The 21,223-nt window shown below is 62.8% G+C and carries 20 protein-coding genes and 2 pseudogenes; 11 read left to right on the top strand and 11 right to left on the bottom strand.

Annotation, left to right across the window (positions count from 1 at the left end; translation table 11 throughout):
- Positions 1–95 precede the first annotated feature (95 nt).
- The 4 genes from J6524_RS25975 (at position 96) to J6524_RS25990 (ending at position 3,095) form a co-directional block, all read left to right on the top strand.
- The gene (locus J6524_RS25975) at positions 96–1,034 is read left to right on the top strand and encodes a hydrogen peroxide-inducible genes activator (protein ID WP_225675863.1); all 939 of its coding nucleotides are present in this window, start codon (positions 96–98) and stop codon (positions 1,032–1,034) included.
- Positions 1,035–1,062: 28 nt separating this feature from the next.
- Positions 1,063–1,518, top strand: a complete 456-nt coding sequence (locus J6524_RS25980) for a GNAT family N-acetyltransferase (RefSeq protein WP_225675865.1) — start codon at positions 1,063–1,065, stop codon at positions 1,516–1,518.
- A gap of 437 nt (positions 1,519–1,955) precedes the next feature.
- The gene (locus J6524_RS25985; RefSeq protein WP_225675867.1) at positions 1,956–2,450 is read left to right on the top strand and encodes a hypothetical protein; all 495 of its coding nucleotides are present in this window, start codon (positions 1,956–1,958) and stop codon (positions 2,448–2,450) included.
- A gap of 48 nt (positions 2,451–2,498) precedes the next feature.
- Positions 2,499–3,095, top strand: a complete 597-nt coding sequence (locus tag J6524_RS25990; RefSeq protein ID WP_225675868.1) for a glutathione S-transferase family protein — start codon at positions 2,499–2,501, stop codon at positions 3,093–3,095.
- Between the two features lie 185 nt (positions 3,096–3,280).
- Here the strand turns inward: J6524_RS25990 and fabI are convergent, their stop codons facing one another.
- Genes fabI through fabA form a run of 4 tightly spaced genes read right to left on the bottom strand, consistent with a single transcriptional unit; the run spans position 3,281 to position 6,234 of the window.
- Positions 3,281–4,081: an enoyl-ACP reductase FabI gene (gene fabI / locus J6524_RS25995; RefSeq protein WP_225675870.1), complete on the bottom strand. Its 801-nt coding sequence runs from the start codon at positions 4,079–4,081 to the stop codon at positions 3,281–3,283.
- Positions 4,078–4,437 carry a hypothetical protein gene (locus J6524_RS26000; RefSeq protein WP_225675872.1) on the bottom strand — a complete coding sequence of 120 codons (360 nt, stop codon included), beginning with the start codon at positions 4,435–4,437 and terminating at the stop codon, positions 4,078–4,080. The genes fabI and J6524_RS26000 overlap by 4 nt, the downstream gene beginning before the upstream one ends.
- Positions 4,430–5,653 (bottom strand): beta-ketoacyl-ACP synthase I, encoded by a 1,224-nt coding sequence (gene fabB, locus J6524_RS26005; protein WP_225675874.1) that lies wholly within the window; start codon positions 5,651–5,653, stop codon positions 4,430–4,432. Before fabB ends, J6524_RS26000 begins: the two co-directional genes overlap by 8 nt.
- A gap of 59 nt (positions 5,654–5,712) precedes the next feature.
- The gene (gene fabA / locus J6524_RS26010) at positions 5,713–6,234 is read right to left on the bottom strand and encodes a 3-hydroxyacyl-[acyl-carrier-protein] dehydratase FabA (protein ID WP_225675876.1); all 522 of its coding nucleotides are present in this window, start codon (positions 6,232–6,234) and stop codon (positions 5,713–5,715) included.
- A 345-nt stretch (positions 6,235–6,579) separates the two neighbouring features.
- Here fabA and irrA point away from each other — a divergent pair, with 345 nt between their 5' ends.
- Positions 6,580–7,071, top strand: a complete 492-nt coding sequence (irrA, locus tag J6524_RS26015) for an iron response transcriptional regulator IrrA (protein ID WP_283843349.1) — start codon at positions 6,580–6,582, stop codon at positions 7,069–7,071.
- Between the two features lie 146 nt (positions 7,072–7,217).
- Here irrA and J6524_RS26020 read toward each other — a convergent pair whose 3' ends face one another.
- Positions 7,218–7,745: an SH3 domain-containing protein gene (locus J6524_RS26020; protein ID WP_225675878.1), complete on the bottom strand. Its 528-nt coding sequence runs from the start codon at positions 7,743–7,745 to the stop codon at positions 7,218–7,220.
- A gap of 341 nt (positions 7,746–8,086) precedes the next feature.
- On the opposite strand from J6524_RS26020, the gene J6524_RS26025 reads away from it, so the two are divergent.
- Positions 8,087–9,088 (top strand): 2-hydroxyacid dehydrogenase, encoded by a 1,002-nt coding sequence (locus J6524_RS26025; protein WP_225675880.1) that lies wholly within the window; start codon positions 8,087–8,089, stop codon positions 9,086–9,088.
- Positions 9,089–9,132: 44 nt separating this feature from the next.
- Here J6524_RS26025 and J6524_RS26030 read toward each other — a convergent pair whose 3' ends face one another.
- A complete protein-coding gene (locus J6524_RS26030) occupies positions 9,133–10,047 on the bottom strand; it encodes a LysR family transcriptional regulator (protein WP_225675882.1) in 915 nt (304 codons plus the stop codon).
- Between the two features lie 120 nt (positions 10,048–10,167).
- Between J6524_RS26030 and J6524_RS26035 the strand changes: the two are divergent.
- Positions 10,168–11,170 (top strand): annotated as a pseudogene (locus tag J6524_RS26035) (aldo/keto reductase).
- 16 nt (positions 11,171–11,186) lie between these two features.
- Here J6524_RS26035 and J6524_RS26040 read toward each other — a convergent pair.
- On the bottom strand, positions 11,187–11,990 hold the full coding sequence (locus J6524_RS26040; protein WP_225675884.1) for a HesA/MoeB/ThiF family protein: 804 nt from the start codon (positions 11,988–11,990) through the stop codon (positions 11,187–11,189).
- A 107-nt stretch (positions 11,991–12,097) separates the two neighbouring features.
- Between J6524_RS26040 and J6524_RS26045 the strand changes: the two genes are divergently transcribed.
- Positions 12,098–13,477, top strand: a complete 1,380-nt coding sequence (locus J6524_RS26045; protein ID WP_376712080.1) for a peptidoglycan-binding protein — start codon at positions 12,098–12,100, stop codon at positions 13,475–13,477.
- A gap of 137 nt (positions 13,478–13,614) precedes the next feature.
- Here the strand turns inward: J6524_RS26045 and J6524_RS26050 are convergent, their stop codons facing one another.
- Together J6524_RS26050 and J6524_RS26055 are read right to left on the bottom strand one after the other, a co-directional pair.
- On the bottom strand, positions 13,615–15,717 hold the full coding sequence (locus J6524_RS26050) for a HAMP domain-containing methyl-accepting chemotaxis protein (RefSeq protein ID WP_225675888.1): 2,103 nt from the start codon (positions 15,715–15,717) through the stop codon (positions 13,615–13,617).
- Between the two features lie 317 nt (positions 15,718–16,034).
- Positions 16,035–16,268, bottom strand: a pseudogene (locus J6524_RS26055) (gamma-glutamyltransferase); the annotation flags it as partial.
- Positions 16,269–16,511: 243 nt separating this feature from the next.
- On the opposite strand from J6524_RS26055, the gene J6524_RS26060 reads away from it, so the two are divergent.
- Positions 16,512–17,282: a nucleotide-binding protein gene (locus tag J6524_RS26060; RefSeq protein WP_225675890.1), complete on the top strand. Its 771-nt coding sequence runs from the start codon at positions 16,512–16,514 to the stop codon at positions 17,280–17,282.
- A gap of 82 nt (positions 17,283–17,364) precedes the next feature.
- On the opposite strand, the gene J6524_RS26065 is transcribed toward J6524_RS26060, so the two are convergent.
- Positions 17,365–17,931: a GNAT family N-acetyltransferase gene (locus J6524_RS26065; protein WP_225675892.1), complete on the bottom strand. Its 567-nt coding sequence runs from the start codon at positions 17,929–17,931 to the stop codon at positions 17,365–17,367.
- Positions 17,919–18,800, bottom strand: coding sequence for a bifunctional DNA-formamidopyrimidine glycosylase/DNA-(apurinic or apyrimidinic site) lyase (gene mutM / locus J6524_RS26070; RefSeq protein ID WP_225675894.1), 882 nt, complete (start codon positions 18,798–18,800; stop codon positions 17,919–17,921). Before mutM ends, J6524_RS26065 begins: the two co-directional genes overlap by 13 nt.
- Positions 18,801–18,879: 79 nt before the next feature.
- Here mutM and ubiE point away from each other — a divergent pair, with 79 nt between their 5' ends.
- Entirely contained in the window at positions 18,880–19,641 is a 762-nt protein-coding gene (gene ubiE, locus J6524_RS26075) for a bifunctional demethylmenaquinone methyltransferase/2-methoxy-6-polyprenyl-1,4-benzoquinol methylase UbiE (RefSeq protein ID WP_225675896.1), read from the top strand.
- A complete protein-coding gene (ubiB, locus tag J6524_RS26080) occupies positions 19,638–21,212 on the top strand; it encodes a 2-polyprenylphenol 6-hydroxylase (RefSeq protein ID WP_225676196.1) in 1,575 nt (524 codons plus the stop codon). Before ubiE ends, ubiB begins: the two co-directional genes overlap by 4 nt.
- The last annotated feature ends 11 nt before the right edge of the window (positions 21,213–21,223 follow it).

Genomic DNA, 21,223 nt, shown 5'->3' on the forward strand with positions numbered 1-21,223 from the left:
CCTGAGGTCGCGTCCTGTTCGGATTGGAAGCAATCTAAGCAGACCCTTCCATCAGGGGAAGTTGATTTTAATGATCGAGCCGATAAGATTATCTGATGTTCCAGATTACCCTCCGACAGCTCCGCTATTTCGATGCGCTGGTCCGTCACGGCCATTTCGGCCGCGCAGCCGAGGCCTGTTCCATCTCACAGCCGGCGCTCTCGATGCAGATCAAGGAAATGGAGGAGGCCTTGGGCGGCGTGCTGCTGGAACGCGGCGCGCGACAGGTCACGCTTACGAAATTTGGCGAGGAGATCATCCAGCGGGTGCGTGACATCCTGCGTTCGGTCGATGAGCTCGGAGACTTTGCGCGCGCCTCGCGTGACCGGCTCGCCGGGCGGCTGCGCATCGGCGTGATTCCGACGATTGCGCCCTATCTGCTGCCCAAGGTGATCGAAAATCTCGCGCGCATGCACCCGGAACTCGACATTCACGTCCGCGAGACGTTGACGCCGCGGCTGATCAAGGAGGTCACCGAAGGCCGGTTGGATACCGCGATCGTTGCGCTGCCGGTCTCGGAACCGTCGCTGACCGAGGTCGCCTGCTTTTCGGAGAATTTCCTGCTGGTGCGCCCGGGCTGGGACGAAGGCACGCCAGTGCCAAGCCACGAGACGCTGCGCGAAATGCGGCTGCTGCTGCTCGAAGAGGGACATTGCTTCCGCGATCAGGCGCTGTCGTTCTGCAACATGCAATCCTCGCCGCCGCGCGAAGTGCTGGACGCAAGCTCGCTGTCGACGCTCGTTCAAATGGTCGGCGCCGGGATCGGCGTCACTCTGATCCCGGAAATGGCCGTGGGAGTAGAGACGCGCTCGGCATCGGTCTCTGTTGCCCGTTTCAAGAATCCGCAGCCGGCGCGAACCATCGGCATGGTCTGGCGCAAGACAAGCCCGCTGGCCGGGCAGCTCCAGCAAATCTCCGAAGTGGTTTGCGTCGCGGCCGATGCATTGCGCGAGCAGCGCGAGGCGAAATCATCGTCGCGGAAACTGCGGGCCTGACGACATGCCCGCTTCGAGGAATACCGATTTGCCGCAACCCCTCATCCGCCCCGCCCGCGCGGACGAATATGATGAGGTCGCGCGAGTCTGGATGGAGAGCTGGGTATCGACCGGTCTCGAAGACGCCAGCAATTTCCTGTTGGCGAAACTGCGTGCCCGCATCCCGATGGAGGTCGAGAAGGGTTGGAGCCTTTACGTCGCCGACGACGACGGCGTGCTCGCGGCAATGCTCGCCTTGCATCTGCCCGAGCGTTATCTCGACCAGTCGTTCGTCTTACCGGCATATCAGAGCAATGGCCTCGGGCGTCGCCTGCTTGCCTTCACGCGGCAACAAATGCCTGACGAAATCTGGCTGCGCTGCGTGCGCGAGAATGAAAAGGCATGGCGCTGGTACGAGCGTGAGGGCTTTGTGTTCGAAAAGGAGGAGATCGAGCCGAAGGTCGGCTTTATGATGAAATACTATCGGTGGAAGAAGGGCCGCTGATCCGAGGCGTACGAAGCTTCTTCGTCTTGCACCCCGATCCCGCACCCTCTAGTTTCAGAACTGGCCCGATGCCCCTGCAACGCTAACGAGTTCCTATGGTTCGAGTACTCACAACCGCGATTTTCCTTTCGTGCTTCGTCATTTCCGCATCGGCACAAACCCCATCTCCGCAGGGAGCGGCCGCGCAAACCGGTACACCTGCGACCAAGCCTGCCGTAAAGGCTGCGCCAAAGAGTAAAGCCGCTGCCAAGCAGCCCGCTGCCGCCGAGAGCGGCCCGTGTCAGATCGGCATTATTTCGGCGATCGGCAGTAAGTTTGCGGTTCAGAAAGTCGGGCTTACGGTGTTCGGGAACGAGCTGACCGAGGTACCCATCGACGCGTGGGGCATTGACGATCTTGTCGTCGCTCGCGTTCGTGCGGCCGCTTCTGGCATCAACGTGCGAAAGATCGCCTATCCCAAGGCCGCGTTCGAGCCCTATTACCATCCTCCGACACGGCTTTTTCGCAACGACGACGAAGAGCTGACAGCCATCGTCAAGCAGATCGTGACAAGCCCAAATTGCGCTCGCTATTTCGTCTTCACGACCTACGCAGCGCAATTGCAGGGCACCAATCAGACGCTCCCGGGCATTGGCGTGCTTCACCACGGCTCGGGGCCCTTCAGCAACACGTCCCTGTTCGCCAATTTTGTGTTGAGGGTGTTCGACGGCCAGAGTTTCGCGATCGCTAAAAGACCGTCCGTAGATCTGGGCTCCATCCTGGCGGGGAGCTTTGGGCGCCTCGGACAGGACCCGCTCACGAAGCTTGAGGCCGAGGATTTTCCGGCAACCCCGGCTGACGCGGCGGCGAGCTCGACGTTGCGCGATCATACCCGCGCCTTGGTTGCAGCTAGATTGGACAAGGCGGTTGCCGCTTACCTGAAGCAAGAGTGAGATTGCACCGGCGGAACTCACCTTACAAATCGAAAGAGGACGTTACAGATGATCCAGCTCTACTGGTCGCCCCGCTCCCGCTCGTTCACCGCCATCTGGCTGATGGAGGAAACCGGGCTGCCCTACGAACGCGTGCTGACGGACATTTCGACCGGCGCGCAGAAGGCGCCGGAATATCTCGCGATCAATCCGATGGGCAAGGTGCCGGGGCTGAAGGACGGTGACGCCGCGCTCGGTGAGGCAGCGGCGATCTGCGCCTATATTGCCGACCGCTATCCCGAAACCAACCTCGCGCCTGCCGTCACCGATCCGCTGCGAGCGCGATACCTGCAGTGGCTGTTCTTCACGCCGAGCTGCATTGAGCCGGCCTTGATCCAGATTTTTACGAAGCTGGAAGTGCCGCCGAGCACGGCGGCGTGGGGCAGCGCGGACCAGACCTTCGACGTGCTCGACGCCGCGCTACAGAAAGGCCCGTGGATTCTTGGCGAAAAATTCTCCGCCGCCGACATCACCATCGGCTCCGGGCTGCACTTTGCGGTCCGGATGTTCAAGATGGTGCCACCGCGGCCATCGTTCGACGCCTATATCGACCGCTGCGTGGCACGCCCGGCATTCCAGCGCGCCGAGAAGATCGCGGACAGGTGAGGCGCCCGCCACTGTCGTCAGCCGCGAAGGCGGGTAACTCAGTATTCCATAGACGTCAGTGATTGAACGAGAAGCCGCAGCGAACTGGATGCCCCGCCGGAGCCTGTCATCGGGCGCGCATTTTGCGCGACCCGGTGGCGGGGCATGACAACTTAGCCCTAAGTCGCCTACTGCTTATACGTCCTCTACTCGCTCTTCAGATCTTCCGGGCGCGGCATCGAGATCACGTTGTAGCCGGAATCGACGTAATGGATTTCGCCGGTAACGCCGCCCGACAGATCGGACAACAGATACAGCGCGGAGCCGCCGAGCTCGTCCAGCGTCACGCCGCGGCCGAGCGGCGAATGCTTCTGCTGGAAGGCGAACATTGCGCGAGCGTCCCCAATGCCGGAACCTGCAAGCGTGCGCACGGGACCCGCCGAAATCGCGTTGACGCGGATCTTGCGCGAGCCGAAGTCGGACGCGAGATAGCGCACCGAGGCCTCAAGCGCCGCTTTCGCCACGCCCATCACGTTGTAGTTCGGCATCACGCGCGTCGATCCGCCGTAGGTCAGCGTGATCATGGAGCCGCCGCTCTCCGGCATCAGCTCGGCCGCACGCTTGGCGATTTCAGTAAACGAAAAGCACGAGATCAGCATGGTGCGCGAGAAATTCTCGCGCGTGGTATCGGCATAGCGCCCCTTCAGCTCGTTCTTGTCGGAGAACGCGATCGCATGAACCAGAAAGTCGAGCCCACTCCATTTGGCCTTCAGTGCAGCAAACACCGAATCGACGCTGGCGAGATCCTCCACGTCGCAGGGCAACACGGTGTCGACGTTCAGCGACTGCGCCAGCGGCTTGACGCGCTTGCCAAGCGCTTCGCCCTGATAGGTGAAGGCGAGTTCGGCGCCCTGCGCGTGAAGCGTTTTGGCGATGCCCCACGCGATCGAATGATCATTGGCGACGCCCATGATCAGCCCGCGCTTGCCTTTCATCAACATTGTCATGCGGAGGTTTCCGTAAGTTGGAATGAAGCTGCTTCAGCTTCTATCATGCCGCCGAACAGGTCGATAACAAGGATTTCGGAATCGGCCGTGAACTCCACGCGCATGGAGCAAATGTTTCCGACGGAGCGATTCTTGAGCAATCTGGCGACGTCGCCACTCAGCAAGAAGCGCGAGAGCTTTGCGCCGATACACAGGTAGCGGCGGCGCTTACTATTCGGGTCGTTGTCGGGATAGAGATCGATGACGAGCGCAAGCTCCTGCACCTCTCCCGCCAATCCCGACAACCTGATGTCGACCAGAATTCCGTCATGCCAGTCGATGTCAGAATCAACGACTGACATCAGGCGATCACGCATCCATCCGCTTGAACACCAGCGTGGCGTTGGTGCCGCCGAAGCCGAAGGAGTTCGACAGTACGGTGCCGAGCTTGGCGTTGTCGATGCGCTTGCGCACGATCGGCATGTCGGCGAACACCGGATCAAGTTCGGTGATGTGAGCGCTCTCGCAGACGAAGCCGTTGTTCATCATGAGCAGCGAATAGATCGCTTCCTGCACGCCGGTAGCGCCCAGCGAGTGGCCGGTCAGCGCCTTGGTCGCCGAGATCGGCGGGCACTTCTCGCCGGTGCCGAACACCTTTCGGATTGCCTCGATCTCCGGGGGATCGCCGGCCGGCGTCGAGGTCGCGTGCGGGTTGATGTAGTCGACCGGCGTCTTCACGGTCGACAGCGCCATGCGCATGCAGCGCTCGGCGCCTTCGCCCGACGGTGCGACCATGTCGTAGCCGTCAGAGGTCGCGCCATAGCCGACGACCTCGGCATAGATGCGCGCGCCACGTGCCTTGGCGTGTTCGAGCTCCTCCAGCACCACCACACCGGCGCCGCCGGCGATAACGAAGCCGTCGCGGTTGATGTCGTAGGGGCGCGAGGCGGTGGCCGGCGTGTCGTTGTATTTCGAGGACATAGCGCCCATCGCGTCGAACAGCACCGACAGGGTCCAGTCGAGCTCTTCGCAGCCACCGGCGAAAATCACGTCCTGCTTGCCGATCTGGATCGTCTCATACGCGTTGCCGATGCAATGGTTCGAAGTCGCGCAAGCCGACGAGATCGAATAGTTCACGCCCTTGATCTTGAACCACGTCGCAAGCGTTGCCGACGCGGTCGAGGACATGCCCTTGGGAACGGCGAACGGGCCGACCCGCTTCGGGCCCTTGGTGCGCGCGATATCGGCGGCTTCCACTAGCGTTCGCGTCGATGGTCCGCCCGAACCCATGATGATGCCGGTGCGCTCGTTCGAGACCTCGTTGGGCTCGAGTCCGGAATCTTGAATCGCCTGCTCCATCGCAACGTGATTCCACGCCGCTCCCTCCGCCAGGAATCGCATCGCACGACGATCGATGACCTCGGCGGGATTGAGCGTGGGGGCTCCCTGCACCTGCGAACGAAAGCCAAGTTCGGCATATCTCTCCGCACGCTTGATGCCGGATTTCGCCTCGTGAAGGCTCGCAAGCACTTCCTGGGTGTTGTTTCCGATGGATGAGACAATGCCCATCCCCGTAATGACAACCCGCTTCATGATCGCCTCGCCCTGCCGTTCCGTTGCTTGAGAGTGTGTTTGCTGCCTGATCACGCCGTTCAGGTGGGCTCAGTGCCCTGTTTGAACAGCCCGACCTTCAGATCCTTGGCGCGATAGATAATCTCGTCATCCATGGAAAGCCAGCCGTCGCCGACGCCAAGCACCAGCTTTGAACGCATCACGCGTTTCATGTCGATGTTGTACACAACCTTGCGGGCGTTCGGCAGCACCTGGCCGGAGAACTTCAGTTCGCCGAGCCCCAAGGCCCGGCCTCGCCCCAGGCCGCCGATCCAGCCGAGGTAGAATCCGACCATCTGCCACATTGCGTCGAGGCCAAGGCAACCCGGCATGACAGGGTCGTTCTTGAAGTGGCAACCGAAAAACCACAGGTCCGGCTTCACATCGAGCTCGGCGCGGATCAGGCCCTTGCCGAACTCGCCGCCATTGTCGTTGATCTCGGTGATGCGGTCGAACATCAGCATCGGCGGCAGCGGCAGCTGGGCATTGCCCGGACCGAACATCTCGCCGCGGCCGCAGGCCAGCAAATCCTCGTATTCATAACCGCTGCGCCGATCCAGCATCGTATTCAGCCTTTACCTATCTCAGATGTCCCGATGGAGCGCGTTGTGAGCGAACCGGACCCGTTTCCCAGCGAAGACGCTCGTTCCGCAAATTGGCCACTTAGGATACTATCGGCGTAAGCCTCTGCCGAAATCGCATATGTGGTCCGCGCGCTCTGTAACATAGCCATGACGGCCCGGCAAAGCACTGGAACGGGCAAAATCCCCGCTTGTTCCGGCTTTAATCCCCGCTTGTCCTGATTTACCTTGGGCCAGTTCTAGTTGCGAAAAACTTGCATCTACCTGATTTCCTTTTATATTGGGCAAGATTATTGCCCAAGTTAGCGCGTGTGGTACCCAGTGGACATGAACGATCAAGCCTCGCCCCAAAACGACGACGGTATCGATCCGGCTGCCCGTGCCGCCGGTCATCAGCCAGCGTTGACCGGCTGTCCCTGGCACGACGTCAACGAGATGCTGCAGGCCGCCGGTCTCCGGCCCACCCGCCAGCGCATGGCTCTGGGCTGGCTGCTGTTCGGCAAGGGCGCGCGCCACCTGACCGCGGAAATGCTGTACGAGGAGGCGACGCTGGCCAAGGTTCCGGTGTCGCTGGCCACCGTCTACAACACGCTCAATCAGCTCACCGATGCCGGCTTGCTGCGTCAGGTCTCGGTCGACGGCACCAAGACCTATTTCGACACCAACGTCACCGCGCACCACCACTTCTATCTCGAGAACAATCACGAGTTGGTCGACATTCCCGATCCGCACCTGGTGTTGTCGAAGATGCCCGACGTGCCGGAAGGTTACGAGATCTCCCGTATCGACATGGTCGTGCGGCTGCGCAAGAAGCGGTAGCCGATTTCGTCGTCCCTGCGAACGCAGGGACCCATAACCACAAATCAGTGTTGTGACGGAAGCTGTCTAACCGCGCGCCTTATTGAGGAGCCGCGGCGTATGGGTCCCTGCTTTCGCAGGGACGACGTCGTTCTGCCGGGACAGACTTAGTCCACCTTCTCGTCGGCGTAGACACCCCACAGGCGCTGCTGCTCGATCCAGCCGTCAAAGCCGTTGCCGATCACGCGGCACCATCCATTGGCGCATTTCTTGACCTGGGCGACGACGCCGGCCTGCAGACGGGCCGCTACCGCGCTGGTCGGATCGGGGCGATCATAGAGCGAGGCCAGATCGTCCTTGCTCTTCATGGTGACGACCGCAGTGCGGCGACCTGACAGCAGCGAGTGATAGACCCAGCCCTCGGCGCCTTCGGAATCGCGCACGCGGCGCCAGTTCTCGAACTCGGCGGTTATTTCGACCGGCAGGCCGGAGCGGGTGTAGACCCAGGCGACGTCATTGTCCTTGGTCGGACCGGCGCGGACGTTCACATGATCGGATTTGAGGCTGACATATCGCGGCACCGGCAGGCCGCTCGAAGTGGTGGCCGAATCCTTGGCCGAAAATCCTGTGCTGACCGATGCGATAAGCCAGCACGCCGCCAGCACCGCCACCGAACAGATACGCCCCAACGCCATCAACTCGCCTCCCGCCGAGCCCCCGCAACTCGAATTCTCCGAGTTGAAGCCGCCCGCTAACGCCGAAACCCCAGACCCCTGTGCCCCGCTTTTGCCGCACCCGGCTTGTGACGTCGGAGGGGTTCTTGTCTTGGCCCGGCCTTCTGATAGAGAGGACGGAACGCCTAGAACCAGAACGCCCGAATTTTCCGCCGAAAATCCGAGGCAAGTATCGGGGAACCCAAGGGACTTACCTCACGAAACAGCCGGATACCGGGACCGCGTGGCTATCGCAGTGTCGAACAACCGGGTTAATGAGGTCTGAACGGCGCGCTTTAAGTCGTCCCTCATGAGAGCAGGACATGTCGGTTAAGAAGAAACCTCTCGTCGTCGTCACTCGCAAGCTGCCGGACTCGATCGAGACCAGGATGCGCGAGCTGTTCGACGCGAGGTTGAATCTCGACGATACGCCGATGACGCCGGAGCAGATCGCGGAAGCGGCACGAGCGGCCGACGTGCTGGTGCCGACCGTCACCGACATCGTCAGCGAAGAAGTCCTCGCGCAGCCCGACTGCAAGCTGCGCATGATCGCCAATTTCGGCAACGGCGTCGACAATATCGACGTCACGGCGGCGCATACACGCGGCATCACCGTGACCAACACGCCGAAAGTGCTGACCGAAGACACCGCCGATATGACGATGGCGTTGATCCTTGCCGTGCCGCGACGATTGATCGAAGGTGCTTCGATCCTGACCGAGGGCAAGGGGTGGCCGGGCTGGTCGCCGACCTGGATGCTCGGCCATCGCATCGGCGGCAAACGGCTCGGCATCATCGGCATGGGCCGGATCGGCCAGGCGGTGGCCCGCCGCGCCCGCGCCTTCGGCCTGCAGATCCACTATCACAATCGCCGCCCGGTGGCGCCGCGCATCGCCGAAGAACTCGGCGCGACCTATTGGGAGAGCCTCGACCAGATGCTGGCGCGGATGGACATCATCTCGGTGAACTGCCCGCATACGCCGGCGACCTATCACCTGTTGTCGGCGCGGCGGCTGAAGCTGATCCGCAAAGACGCCTATATCGTCAACACCGCGCGCGGCGGGGTGATCGACGAGGACACGCTGATCAAGCTGATCGAAGCTGGCGACGTCGGCGGCGCCGGGCTCGACGTCTATGAGCACGAGCCCGCAGTCAACCCGAAGCTGGTGCGCCTTGCCAAGGCCGGCAAGGTCACGCTGCTGCCGCACATGGGCTCGGCAACGATCGAAGGCCGCGTCGAGATGGGCGAGAAGGTGATCATCAATATCAGAACCTTCCTCGACAACCACAAGCCGCCGGACCGCGTGCTGCCCAGCATGCTCTAAGTGGTATCTTCACGGCGCGCGTAGCCGGGATGAGCACAGCGAGGCTACTTGCCCTTTCGCCTTTCCTGCTTCCGCCATTGCGCAGCGAAGGCGACGAACGCGGCAAGTGCGGGCGGCGGCTGGCGCCGGCTCGGATAATACAGAAACGGCCCCGGAAACGGCGCGCACCAATCGTCGAGCACGCTAACCAGCGCGCCTGACTTGATGCCATAGCGAACATACCCCTCAAACGTCAGCCAGAAGCCGACGCCATCATGGACGGCGCGTAGCGCGAGGCCAAGATAGCTCGCGATCAGCTTGGCCGGCGGTGAGACCTTGACGACGCGTCCGGCCTTTTCGAATTCCCAATCCAGCATCGCACCGCTGCCGAAGCGGGTACGGATGCAGGAATGGTCGAGCAGGTCTTTCGGATGTTTCGGCTGCCCGTGCTGCGCCACATATTCGCGCGAAGCCACCACCGCATAGCGCTGCGGCGCTCCGAGCGGGACCGCGATCATGTCCTGCGCCAGATGCTCACCATACCGCACGCCGGCATCAAAGCCTTGGGCCACGATGTCGACGAACGAGCTCTCGCCAACGATCTCTAGATCGATCTTCGGATGGGCCTTCAGAAACGGCGCGACCATCGGCGCCAGCACCAGATCGATCACCGGCGGCGGCGAATTGATGCGCAGACGTCCCGACGGCAAGGCCCGCAAGCCGCGCACTTGATCCAGCGCCGCGCCGACGTCAGATATCGCCGGCCCGACCCGCGCCAATAGCAGCTCGCCCGCTTCGGTGAGCGCGACGCTGCGCGTGGTGCGGTTCATCAGGCGGACGCCGAGCCGCTCCTCCATGTCGCGCAGGCGCTGGCTGAGGCTTGAGACGGACACGCCCTGCTCCGTCGCGGCCCGGCGGAAATTCCGCGTGCGTGCCACGGCAACGAAAGCGTCGAGATCGCGGAGATCGAAATCCTTCATTGTTCGGTACACTGAACAAGCTATTTCGAATTGTCCAGCTTATCGCCATGGCCGAGAAGGTTCATATCAGGCCTCGCCATCACGGCGGCATTGCCGCCACCGATCACGAGGAGAACCATCATGGAAAAGCGCAATCTCGGCATCACGGGCCCAAGCGTCTCCGCCATCGGCCTCGGCTGCATGGGCATGTCGGATTTCTATGGCCCTGCCGACCGCAGCGAGAGCATCGCCACCATCCATGCTGCGCTCGATGCCGGCATCACGCTGCTCGACACCGGCGACTTACGGCATGGGCCACAATGAGATGCTGATCCGCGAAGCGCTCACCTCGCGCAACCGCGACAATCTGCAGATCAGCGTGAAGTTCGGCGCGCTGCGCGATCCCGCGAAGAACTGGTCCGGCTATGACAGCCGACCGGCTGCGATCAAGAATTTTCTCGCCTATTCGCTGCAGCGGCTAGGCGTTGATGCGATCGATATCTACCGTCCGGCGCGGCTCGACCCGAATGTGCCCATCGAGGAGACCATTGGCGCAATGGCCGACATGATAAAGGCCGGCTGGATTAAACATATCGGCCTGTCGGAAGTCGGCGCGGACACGATCCGCCGCGCCCACACAGTGCATCCGATCAGCGATCTGCAGATCGAGTATTCGCTGATCTCGCGCGGGATTGAGGACGACATACTTCCGACCTGCCGCGAGCTCGGCATCGGCATCACCGCGTATGGCGTCCTAGCGCGCGGCCTGATCAGTGGCCATTGGACCAAGGATCGTTCGGGTGCGCAGGATTTCCGCACCATGAGCCCGCGCTTTCAGGGCTCCAATCTCGATGCGAACCTGATGCTGGCGGACTCGCTGCGGCGAATTGCCGAGGACGTCGGTGCTTCGCCTGCGCAGGTCGCCATCGCCTGGGTCGCCGCGCAGGGCAGCGATATCGTGCCACTGGTCGGCGCCCGCCGCCGCGATCGTCTCGCTGAAGCGCTCGGTGCACTCGATATCAAGCTGACGCCGGCTCATCTGGCCGCACTGGCCGAGGCGTTTCCGCCGGGCGTCGCCGCCGGCGCGCGCTACCCTGAAGCCCAGCTCGCGCATATGGACAGTGAGAAACACACCGGCGCGTGAGAGAGGATCGAGGTCTCTACGCCGCGTGCCCGCTCAGATCGATGATGACAGGCGTATCGCCGTTGAGCGGATTTTGCGGATCGCGCGTGTAGCGCAGGGTTTCAAACCGCATCGCGCGCGCATCCACCATCAGCAGCCGGCCGACCAGGCTTTCGCCGAAGCCGACGATTTCGCGGATCGCCTCCAGCGCCATCATCGAGCCCAGCATGCCCGCGAGCGCGCCCATCACGCCGGCCTCGGCGCAGGCCGGCACGGTGCCAGGCGGCGGCCGTTCGGGAAACAGGCAGCGGTAGGTCGGATTGTAGTGACCGTCGGCGTCTCGTTCATGCGCCCGGATCGTGGTTAGCGATCCGTCGAACTGACCCAGCGCCGCCGTGATCAACGGCTTGCCGGCGAAGAAGCAGGCATCTGAAATCAGATAGCGGGTTTCGAAATTGTCGGAGCCATCGAGCACTAGATCATAGTCGTCGATCAGCGACATCACGTTCCCCGCGTCGAGACGCACCGCATGCGCATCGAACTGAACGTGAGGATTTAGCGCCTGAACCGTCTCCGCGGCGCTGTCGACCTTGAGCCGCCCGATATCCGGCGTGGTGTGAATGATTTGGCGCTGCAGATTGGATAGTGAGACGACGTCGTCGTCAACGGCGCCGAGTCTGCCGACACCGGCGGCTGCCAGATACATCAGGACAGGCGCGCCCAAGCCGCCCGCGCCGATCACCAGCACGGACGCCTTCTTCAGCGCCGCCTGCCCCGGACCGCCGACGTCGCGCAGCACGATATGGCGGGCATAGCGTTCAAGTTCGTCTGCCGTCAGCATGGTTGCAATACTTTCTGAACCAGGGCGCGGTTGTTGCCGACTAAGCAGATGTGCTTAGTTGGCCGCACGTCAATGATCGCATTCTCCCTATTCTGCCGGGATTTGTCATGAGATCGGTGCTTTCGGCAACATTGATGATGACATCCTTGGGCTTGCCCGTCTCCGCATCATCGGCATGGGCGCAGATGACGCCGCCTTCCAGGGCCGGGACCAAGGCAAACCCGGTGGCGACGGTGCCGATCCGGCCCGCGATGCAGAAGCCGGAAGACACAGCCAAGGCCCTCGGGCAGGCCGAACGGATGGCGCTGCAGTCGGACCTCGCCTGGGTCGGGCAGTATAACGGCGCCATCACCGGCGACGTCAGCGAGCGCATGATCACCGCGACCAAGGAATTCCAGAAATCGCGCGGGGCTAAGCCGACCGGCGTCCTCAATCCGCAGGAGCGCGGTGCCCTGGCCGAGACCGCCAAGAAGAAGCAGGACAGCGTCGGTTGGAAGATCGTCACGGATCCCGGCACCGGCGTGCGGCTCGGCATTCCCGCCAAACTGGTGCCGCAGCAGGCCAGCGACGCCAATGGCACCAAATGGATCTCGCCGAACGGCACGATCCAGATTCAACTGGCGCGGCGCAAGGAAGCCGGCCCCACCACGGCAAAGCTCGCTGAACGCGAGAAAAAGGAGCCGGGGCGCAATGTGGACTACACGGTGGTCAAACCCGACTTCTTCGTGCTGTCCGGCCTGCAGGGCCTGAAGAAATTCTATATCCGCGGCACGTTCAAGGGCGACGAGGTCCGCATCCTCACGATCATGTACGACCAGGCGATTGAGAACACGGTGGAACCGGTTGTGATCGCGATGTCGAGCGCGTTCAGCGCCTTCCCGGCGGCCGTGCAAGCGGCGGGGCCGCCGCCACGCAAGAAGGTTGAATACGGCACCGGCGTCGTCGTCAGCGACGACGGTGCGATCATTGCCGACCGCCAGATCACCGACGGCTGCCTCACGATCGCGATTGCAGGCTTTGGCAATGCCGACCGCATCGCGGAAGACAAGGCGCACGATCTGGCGCTGCTGCGCATCTACGGCGCGCGCGGACTGAAAGCGCTCAATATCGCCGGCGCCGCCACGAAGACGGCGCTCGACCTTACCGGCATTGCCGATCCGCAAAACCAGGGCGGTGGCTCAGCCGTGACGATCGCCAAAGCCTCGGTGACCCAGCTTGGCGGGAGCAGTGACATCGCGCTGACGCCGGCGCCTGCGATCGGCTTTTCCGGCGCGGCCACACAGGATGGCGATGGAAAGTTCGCCGGGATTGCACTGTTGAAGCCGGTTCAAGTCGCAGGCCCCGCGAACGACGCTCCCGCAGCGCAGGCGGTGCTGGTGACAGCTGAAACATTGCGCGGCTTTCTCAAGGCCAATGGCGTCAATGCGACCGGCGGATCGACGGATGCAAAGGCGTCAGTGGTTCGCGTGATTTGCGTGAGGAAGTAAGTCGATCGTTTCACGGACGCTGTGCAGCGTGTAACGCTGCACTGCAGAGCCGGGACCTAGCCAGCGATAGGCCCCGGCTCTGCAGCGCATCACTTCGTGCTGCGCTGCGTCCGGGGCACGCGCACACCGTCAGTGAATCAAGCCGCCTTGATGTTGTTGAGGAAGGCTTCGACCTCGCCGCGCATCGTCTCCGACTGCTTCGACAATTCGCTCGACGCCTGCAGCACCTGATGGGCGGCAGCGCCTGTGTCGCCCGCGGCCTGCTGAACACCGACCACATTCGCCGAGATTTCGCTGGTGCCGGCCGCCGCCTGCTGCACGTTGCGGGCAATCTCCTGCGTGGCCGAGCCCTGCTCCTCGACAGCACTGGCGATGGCCGACGCGATCTCGCTCATTTCATTGATCGTGGAGGTGATCCCGCGGATCGCGGTTACGGCCTCGCTCGATGAATTCTGGATCGCAGATATTTGCGCGCCGATCTGCTCCGTTGCCTTGGCGGTCTGCTCCGCGAGGCTCTTGACCTCGGATGCCACCACCGCAAAGCCGCGGCCCGCCTCGCCGGCGCGCGCCGCCTCGATCGTGGCGTTGAGCGCGAGCAGGTTGGTCTGCGAAGCAATGTCATTGATGAGCTTGACGACATCGCCAATGCTGGCCGCGCCATCATACAGACCCTGCACCGTGACATTGGTGCGGTCGGCCTCCTCCACGGCCTTCTGCGCGATCGCAGCGGATTGCGCTACCTGCCGGCCGATCTCGGTGACCGAACTCGCCAACTCCTCCGAGGCCGCCGCAACGGTTTGCACGTTGGTGGAAGCCTCTTCGGTCGCGGCCGCGACCGCGGTCGCCTGGTTCGAGGTTTCCTCCGCCGTCGCCGTCATCGACGAAGCGGTTGCCTGCAGCTCAGTCGAGGCCGACGCCACCGACCGCAGCACGTTTGATATGCTGGCATCGAATGCCCGGGTCAGCTCGTTGACCCGCGTCGCCCGCGCCATGCGCGCCTGGATCGCCTCGGCCTCCTTGTCGGCGAGCTCCTTGGCCTTGATCATGTTCTCCTTGAAGATCAGCACTGCCCTCGCCATGAGGCCGATCTCGTCCCTCTTGTCGGTCGCAGGGATAGCGATCGAGTGATCGCCGCCGGCGAGCTTGCCCATGGCGCCAACCATTCTGAGGATCGGCGGCACAATCGAGCGGTTGGTGAGATAGACCACCGTCACCGCGACGCCGATGCCGACACCAAGCAGCACCCAGAGCAGCGTCGCCAGAAAATTAGTCTCGGCGAGGACGGCATCACCGTCCCGTTTCAGATTGTTCTGCTGCCGCGTGACCATTCCGCCCGCGCGCATGCCGGTGGCGTCCTTGGCGCCGGCAAAGATGTCAAGCAGCTTGTTGGCGCGCGGCGCGGCCTCGTTGGTCAGGAACCACTGCGCCATGTTCCAGCGGTCGGAAGCGCGGATTTCGAACATCTTCTGCGGCAGCGGCGCAAATTTGGCGCGCGCCGCAACAAGCGCGTCGAACGCCTTCTGCTGGACGGCCGTCATCTCGGCGCGCCGTTTCGCGAGCGCCTCGAACTTCCTCTGATTGAGCGCCCAGAGCTGCTCGAATTCGGTCTTGAAGGCGGCATCCGCGGTCAGGAGATAGGCGCGAATCGCACCGATCGCCGAGGCCATGCTGCCGCGCAGATCGGCAAAGTCGATCAGCAGGCTCTTGCGCGCATCCGTCGAGGCAATGCCGCTCTCCTCGTCGATGATCGAGGTGGCGTTTTGCAGCATGAGCCTGGCCAGCGGCGCAGCTTCGGTGGCAAGCAGCTTCGCCGCCGGCTGTTCGTCCAGGGTGTGGGCGATCGCTTCTGCCTTGTCCTGTGCGCTGCGCAATTCGTCAAGCAGTGGTTTGGCCTGACGCCAGTCCGCCTTGTTCTGTTCGGAGGTCCAATGGCCCGAGAGGTCATCCATCCTGGCGCCGTAGCGCTGCATTTCCTTCCAGAGCAGCGCGCGCTCGGTCTTGAACGCATCGTTTCCCGTGATCAACCAGCCGCGCAGCGAGGCCAGCGAAGCGTACACCCCGGCCACCACATCGCTTGCGGTCATGGCGGTCGGCATACGAAGGTTCACGGTGCGATTGGTGGCTTCGTTTACCGCACTGACCTTGACGATGGTGACACCGACCACGATCGCCATCAGCGCGCAGAGTGCGCTGAAGCCCAGAATCAGACGTCCTCGGATATTCAGGTTCAGAATTGTCACGGCCCAGTCCCCTTCAGTGCGTCAGCGCTGCTGGCTAGAAATTCGGCGCATCAAGGTTCGGGCGTTGTGGTGAACAAAGAACAAATCGGACAAGCCGTACTAGTACGCAGTCCCATACGGAAAAAGGCAAATAGCCCGCAAAACAACGGAGCTAAGATTGCCAGGGGGAATATGCAGACGTGCGGAGCGGTGGGCGCACGATACGATCACGCAAGTCCAAACCTCACGCCGGCACGCGCCAGTCCGCCGGCAATACCGATCGGCACGCCGTCCGCGCGCCAGCAGGCGGCGCCCGACATCGTTCCGTCCTCGTGAAACTGGATGGCGTTCATGCCGCCGGCGATAATACCAACCATCATCGGCTTCACCACCGTCAGCGCAAACAGCGTCGCGATCGCCGCATCGATGGCGTTGCCGCCGGCGGCCGGCATTTCCGCGCCGGCGCTCGACGCCAGCGGGTGGTTGCTGACCACCATGCCGCGGCTGCCGGTCGCCGGCCGCTTCTGACATTGAAAAGTGGTGGCTGCGCGACCCCACCAATGACCCGTCATGCTGCTTCCCGTTTCTTGTTGTGGTTTCACCAGGCACAAAATGCACTACACGGCAGTATTTGCCCGGATGACCACCATTTCAGAATCGGGCATCATTGCAAGCTGACTGATTCGGACTACCGCGATCCCTGACCTTTGGATCGGGCTGGGCACGTCTGAGCGAGCGCGTAATTCGACGTCGCAGAATGCGACGGAGCTCGTGTGCGTAACCCAAATGCCAGAAAGCCATCCAGAGGACCTGAAATGCAGACGATCGTATTGGCCACCCAGAAGGGTGGCTCGGGGAAAAGCACGCTCGCCATCAGCCTTGCACTTGCCGCCATCCGGGCCGGGCACACCGTCCGCCTGATCGAGACGGACACGCAGGGCACCCTTTCGAACTGGCGGCGCCGCCGCCAATATGCCGAGCCGGTCGTGGAGCCGATCTACGCCGCCAGGGAGGTCGAACAACGCCTGCAATCGCTCGAGCGCGATGGCGTGACGGTGACGATTGTCGATACTGCCGGCGGCGTCAGCGCTGCGACCAATTCAGCCATTCGCTATGCCGATTTCTGCCTGATTCCGGCGCGCCCGAGCATCGCCGACATCGAGGCAACAGCCGCGACGCTCAGCGTCATCAGGGCCTGGCACAAGCCGTTCGCTTACGTCCTGAACCAGACCCCGATCCGGGGCGCGGCGCGCCTCGCCAGCGCGGAAAATGCGCTGAGCGATGAGGCCGCGCTCGACATCGTCGATATCGTTGCAAGACCTGTCATCATGATGCGCAACGATCATCAGGACGCGCTGAGCGCGGGCCTTGCGGTCTGCGAATACGCACCATGCGGGAAATCCGCCGAAGAAATCCGCGGCCTCTGGCAGTGGATTGAAGCGAGGTTGGGCAATGTGGTTGCGGCCACCGACGAACCGATCATCGACGAGTTCGGGGAGACACCCGCGATTATTCCCAAATGGGCTGCGCTCCCGTCTTTCGGAAACGACGGCGCTCTCTTCCTGAGAATGCCGGCTCGTACCTGAACACCCCGCTCCCGCGAACGTCATGCGCGGAGCGAAGGCAGAAGCAATCCAGCCACCAGCCCCGCTGGATTGTTTCGCTTCGCTACAAATCCCGGCGCAGCCAATTTTTTCGCGTCAGGCGCCATCTTTCTGTGCGCGTCTGACCGTTGTGATGGGCAATCTCGATATAGCCGACGAATTCGGCGCCCGTCTTCTGCTTGACCCGGCGTGAGGCTTCGTTGGTCACTGCGTTACAGAAGTGCAAAACGTCGACGCCGAGGACGCGGAAGGCAAAATCATTCGTCGCCGTGACAGCTTCGGTCATCAAGCCCTGATTCCAATAGCGCTCCGCGAGCCAAAATCCCCGGTTGCCCTTGGGATCGTCGACCCACGGGCGCAGGCGAATATTCCCGATGGCCTCACCGTCGCCGCCGCGCAGCACCAGCATCCAGTTATAGATCACCTCGCCTGCCGCGACCCTTTCCAATTCTCGCTTGATGAACGTCACCGCACCGTCTTCGGGATACGGCCAGGGAACGACCTGCGCGAGATGCTGGATGATGTTCCAGTTGTTGAAATGGCGCTGGATCGCCGGCGCATCGGATAGCGCGAGCGGCCGCAGGATCAGTCGCTTCGTTTCGAGCATCGGCGTTTCGGTTATTTCTGACATTTCGGACACCAGAATGTGGAGCGGCCGTTCTGCACGAAGCGCCGCACAATGCCGTTGCAGCCCTTGGTCTGGCACTTCTCGCCCTCGCGATCATAGACCTGAAACGAGTGCTGGAAGTAACCGAGTTCGCCCGAGGTCAGGCGATGATCGTTGATCGAGGAGCCGCCGGCCTTGATTGCTTGGTTGAGCACCGAATGGATTGCATTCACCAGCCGCCCGGCGTGGTCGGTCGGCTCGCCCTTCTTCGTCGCCAGCGTCGCCGCCAGCCGGCGCGGCGACAGATGCGAGCGGTACAACGCCTCGCAGACATAGATGTTGCCGAGACCAGCGACCACGCGCTGGTCGAGCAGCGCCGCCTTCAGGCTGGTCTTCTTGTTGAAGCAGGACCGCGCCAGCATCGCGGCGTCGAACTCGTTGCCGAGCGGTTCGGGGCCAAGTCCTTTCAACAGCGGCTCGTCCTCCAGCGCGTTGCGGGCGATGACTTTCATGTAGCCGAAGCGGCGCGGATCGTTGAATACAATAGCCGCGCCCGATGACATGTGAAACACCACATGATCGTGCGCACGGTCCTCGCCGCGCGGATGGTGGAATTGGCCGGGTGCGTTGTTATGGCTGCCGTCGAGCACCCGGAACGAGCCGGACATGCCCAAATGCATCAGCAGCACGTCACCGGAGGTGAGATCCGCCATCAGGTATTTGGCGCGACGGCCAAGACCTGTCACGGTCTGGCCTTCCAGCCGGTCGATAAAGTCCTTTTGAAAAGGAAACCGCAGATCCTTGCGCCGGGCTTCGGCTTTCAGGATTTTTGCCCCCTCCATGGCCGGCTGCAGGCCGCGGCGGACGGTTTCAACTTCGGGCAATTCAGGCATACAGGCATTCACCTTATAGAGGTGACGTGATAGCGCCATTGCGACGGGCGCGCTATGGTCCGGTAGTGGAGTAAATCTAATGGATCGGCCGGAGCAAACCACCCATTTTGGCTACAGGGACGTGCCCCTGGGGGACAAGCAGACGCTGGTGAACGACGTGTTTCACAGCGTGGCCTCCCGCTACGACCTGATGAATGATCTGATGTCGGCGGGCCTGCACCGGGTCTGGAAGGACATTATGATCACGGCGCTCAATCCGCCGAAAAATGATGCGCCATTCGCGCTGCTCGACGTCGCCGGCGGCACCGGCGATATCGCCTTCCGCGCGGCCGAGGCGGCAGGCTTCGGCTTCCACGCCACGGTCTGCGACATCAACAGCGACATGCTCGAGGTCGGCCGCAACCGCGCGCTGGCACGCCATCTCGACCACCAGATCTCCTTTGTCGAGGGTAACGCCGAGGCGCTGGCGTTCCCGGCCCGTTCGTTCGACGCTTACACGATTGCCTTCGGCATCCGCAACGTGCCGCGGATCGATGCGGCGTTGCGCGAGGCCTATCGCGTGCTGCGGCCGGGCAGCCGATTCCTCTGCCTGGAATTCTCCACTGTCGATGTTCCCGGGCTGGATTGGCTTTACGACCAGTTCTCGTTCAGGGTGATCCCGCCGCTCGGCCGCGCTGTGACGGGCGATGCGGAATCCTATCAGTATCTCGTCGAATCGATCCGGAAATTCCCCCGGCCCAATATGTTTGCCGACATGATTCGCAGCGCCGGCTTTGCGCGGGTGAAGTGGCAGAGCCTGTCCGGCGGCATCGTGGCGCTGCATTCGGGCTGGCGTTTGTGATTTCTGCGGCGACCCACATCGCGCGGCTGGTCCGCGCCGCTTACGTGTTCGCGCGCGAGGGCGTATTCGGCGTCGTCGATCCGAGCCTGGTGCCGGCGCCGGGGCAGCTTGCGCTGCGCCTGGCGCGGCTGATCGAGCGGCCCGGCGCCAAGGCCGGCCCGCGGCTGTCGCGCGCGCTAACGCGTCTAGGCCCCGCTTACCTCAAGCTTGGACAGTTTCTGGCGACCCGGCCCGATGTCGTCGGCGTCGCGATGGCGCGCGATCTGGAAAGCCTGCAGGACCGGCTACCGCCGTTTCCGCATAGCGAAGCTGAGGCGGTGATCGCAGCCTCGCTGGAACGCCCGCTGGCGCAGGCCTTTGTCAGCCTTGGACCGGCGGTTGCCGCCGCCTCCATCGCCCAGGTGCATCGCGGCGAGGTGGAGCGCGACGGGGTTCGCCGGCCGGTCGCTGTGAAAGTGCTACGGCCCAATGTTGCCTCCCGCTTCCGCCGCGACCTCTCCGATTTCTTCTTTGTCGCGCGCAATGCGGAGGCGCATTCGGCTGAAGCGCGACGGCTGCGGCTGATCGAGGTCATCAACACGATGTCGCGCTCGGTCGCGATGGAGATGGACCTGCGGCTAGAGGCGGCCGCGCTGTCCGAGATGGCTGAGAACACCCGCGACGATCCGGATTTCCGTGTACCGACCGTGGATTGGGACCGCACCACCCATAACGTGCTGACGATGGAATGGATCGACGGCATCGCGCTGAACGATCACGCGCGCCTCGCAGCCGCGCAGGTCGATCTGCCCGATCTCGGCCGCAAGGTGATCCAGAGCTTTCTACGGCACGCGCTGCGCGACGGCTTCTTCCATGCCGACATGCATCCCGGCAATCTGTTTCTCGACGAGGCCGGCCGCCTTGTCGCCGTCGATTTCGGCATCATGGGCCGGCTCGGCCTGAAGGAGCGGCGCTTCCTTGCGGAGATTCTGCTCGGCTTCATTACCCGCGACTATCGCCGCGTGGCCGAAGTGCATTTCGAGGCCGGCTATGTGCCGGGCCACCACTCGGTGGAGAATTTCGCGCAGGCCATCCGCGCCATCGGCGAGCCGATCCACAACAGGACCGCCGAAGAAATCTCGATGGCGAAGCTATTGACGCTGCTGCTCGAGGTCACCGGCCTGTTCGACATGCAGACCCGGCCCGAATTGATCCTGCTGCAAAAGACCATGGTGGTGGTCGAGGGTGTCGCCCGCGGCTTCGACCCCAGGCTCGACATCTGGAAGGTTGCCGATCCAGTGGTACGCGAATGGATCGAGCGCAATCTCGGTCCGCTCGGGCGGGTTCAGGGCGCCATGACCGGGGCGGGCGAACTCGGTCGCGTGGCGGCGAGCCTGCCTGCGATTGCCTCGCGCGCGGTCGCCGCGATCGAGCACATGGAGAAAATGACCCGGGAGGGCGTGACGCTGTCACCCGAGACGATTGCCGCCCTCGGGCGCGCCGAAGGCCGCAAAAGCCGCTGGCGAACGGTGGCGCTCTGGATCATCGCGGCGACCTTCATCGGAATCCTCATCGCCATCCGGCAACTCTGATTGCACTGACA

It is taken from the genome of Bradyrhizobium hereditatis (assembly GCF_020329435.1).
Taxonomy (GTDB): domain Bacteria; phylum Pseudomonadota; class Alphaproteobacteria; order Rhizobiales; family Xanthobacteraceae; genus Bradyrhizobium; species Bradyrhizobium hereditatis.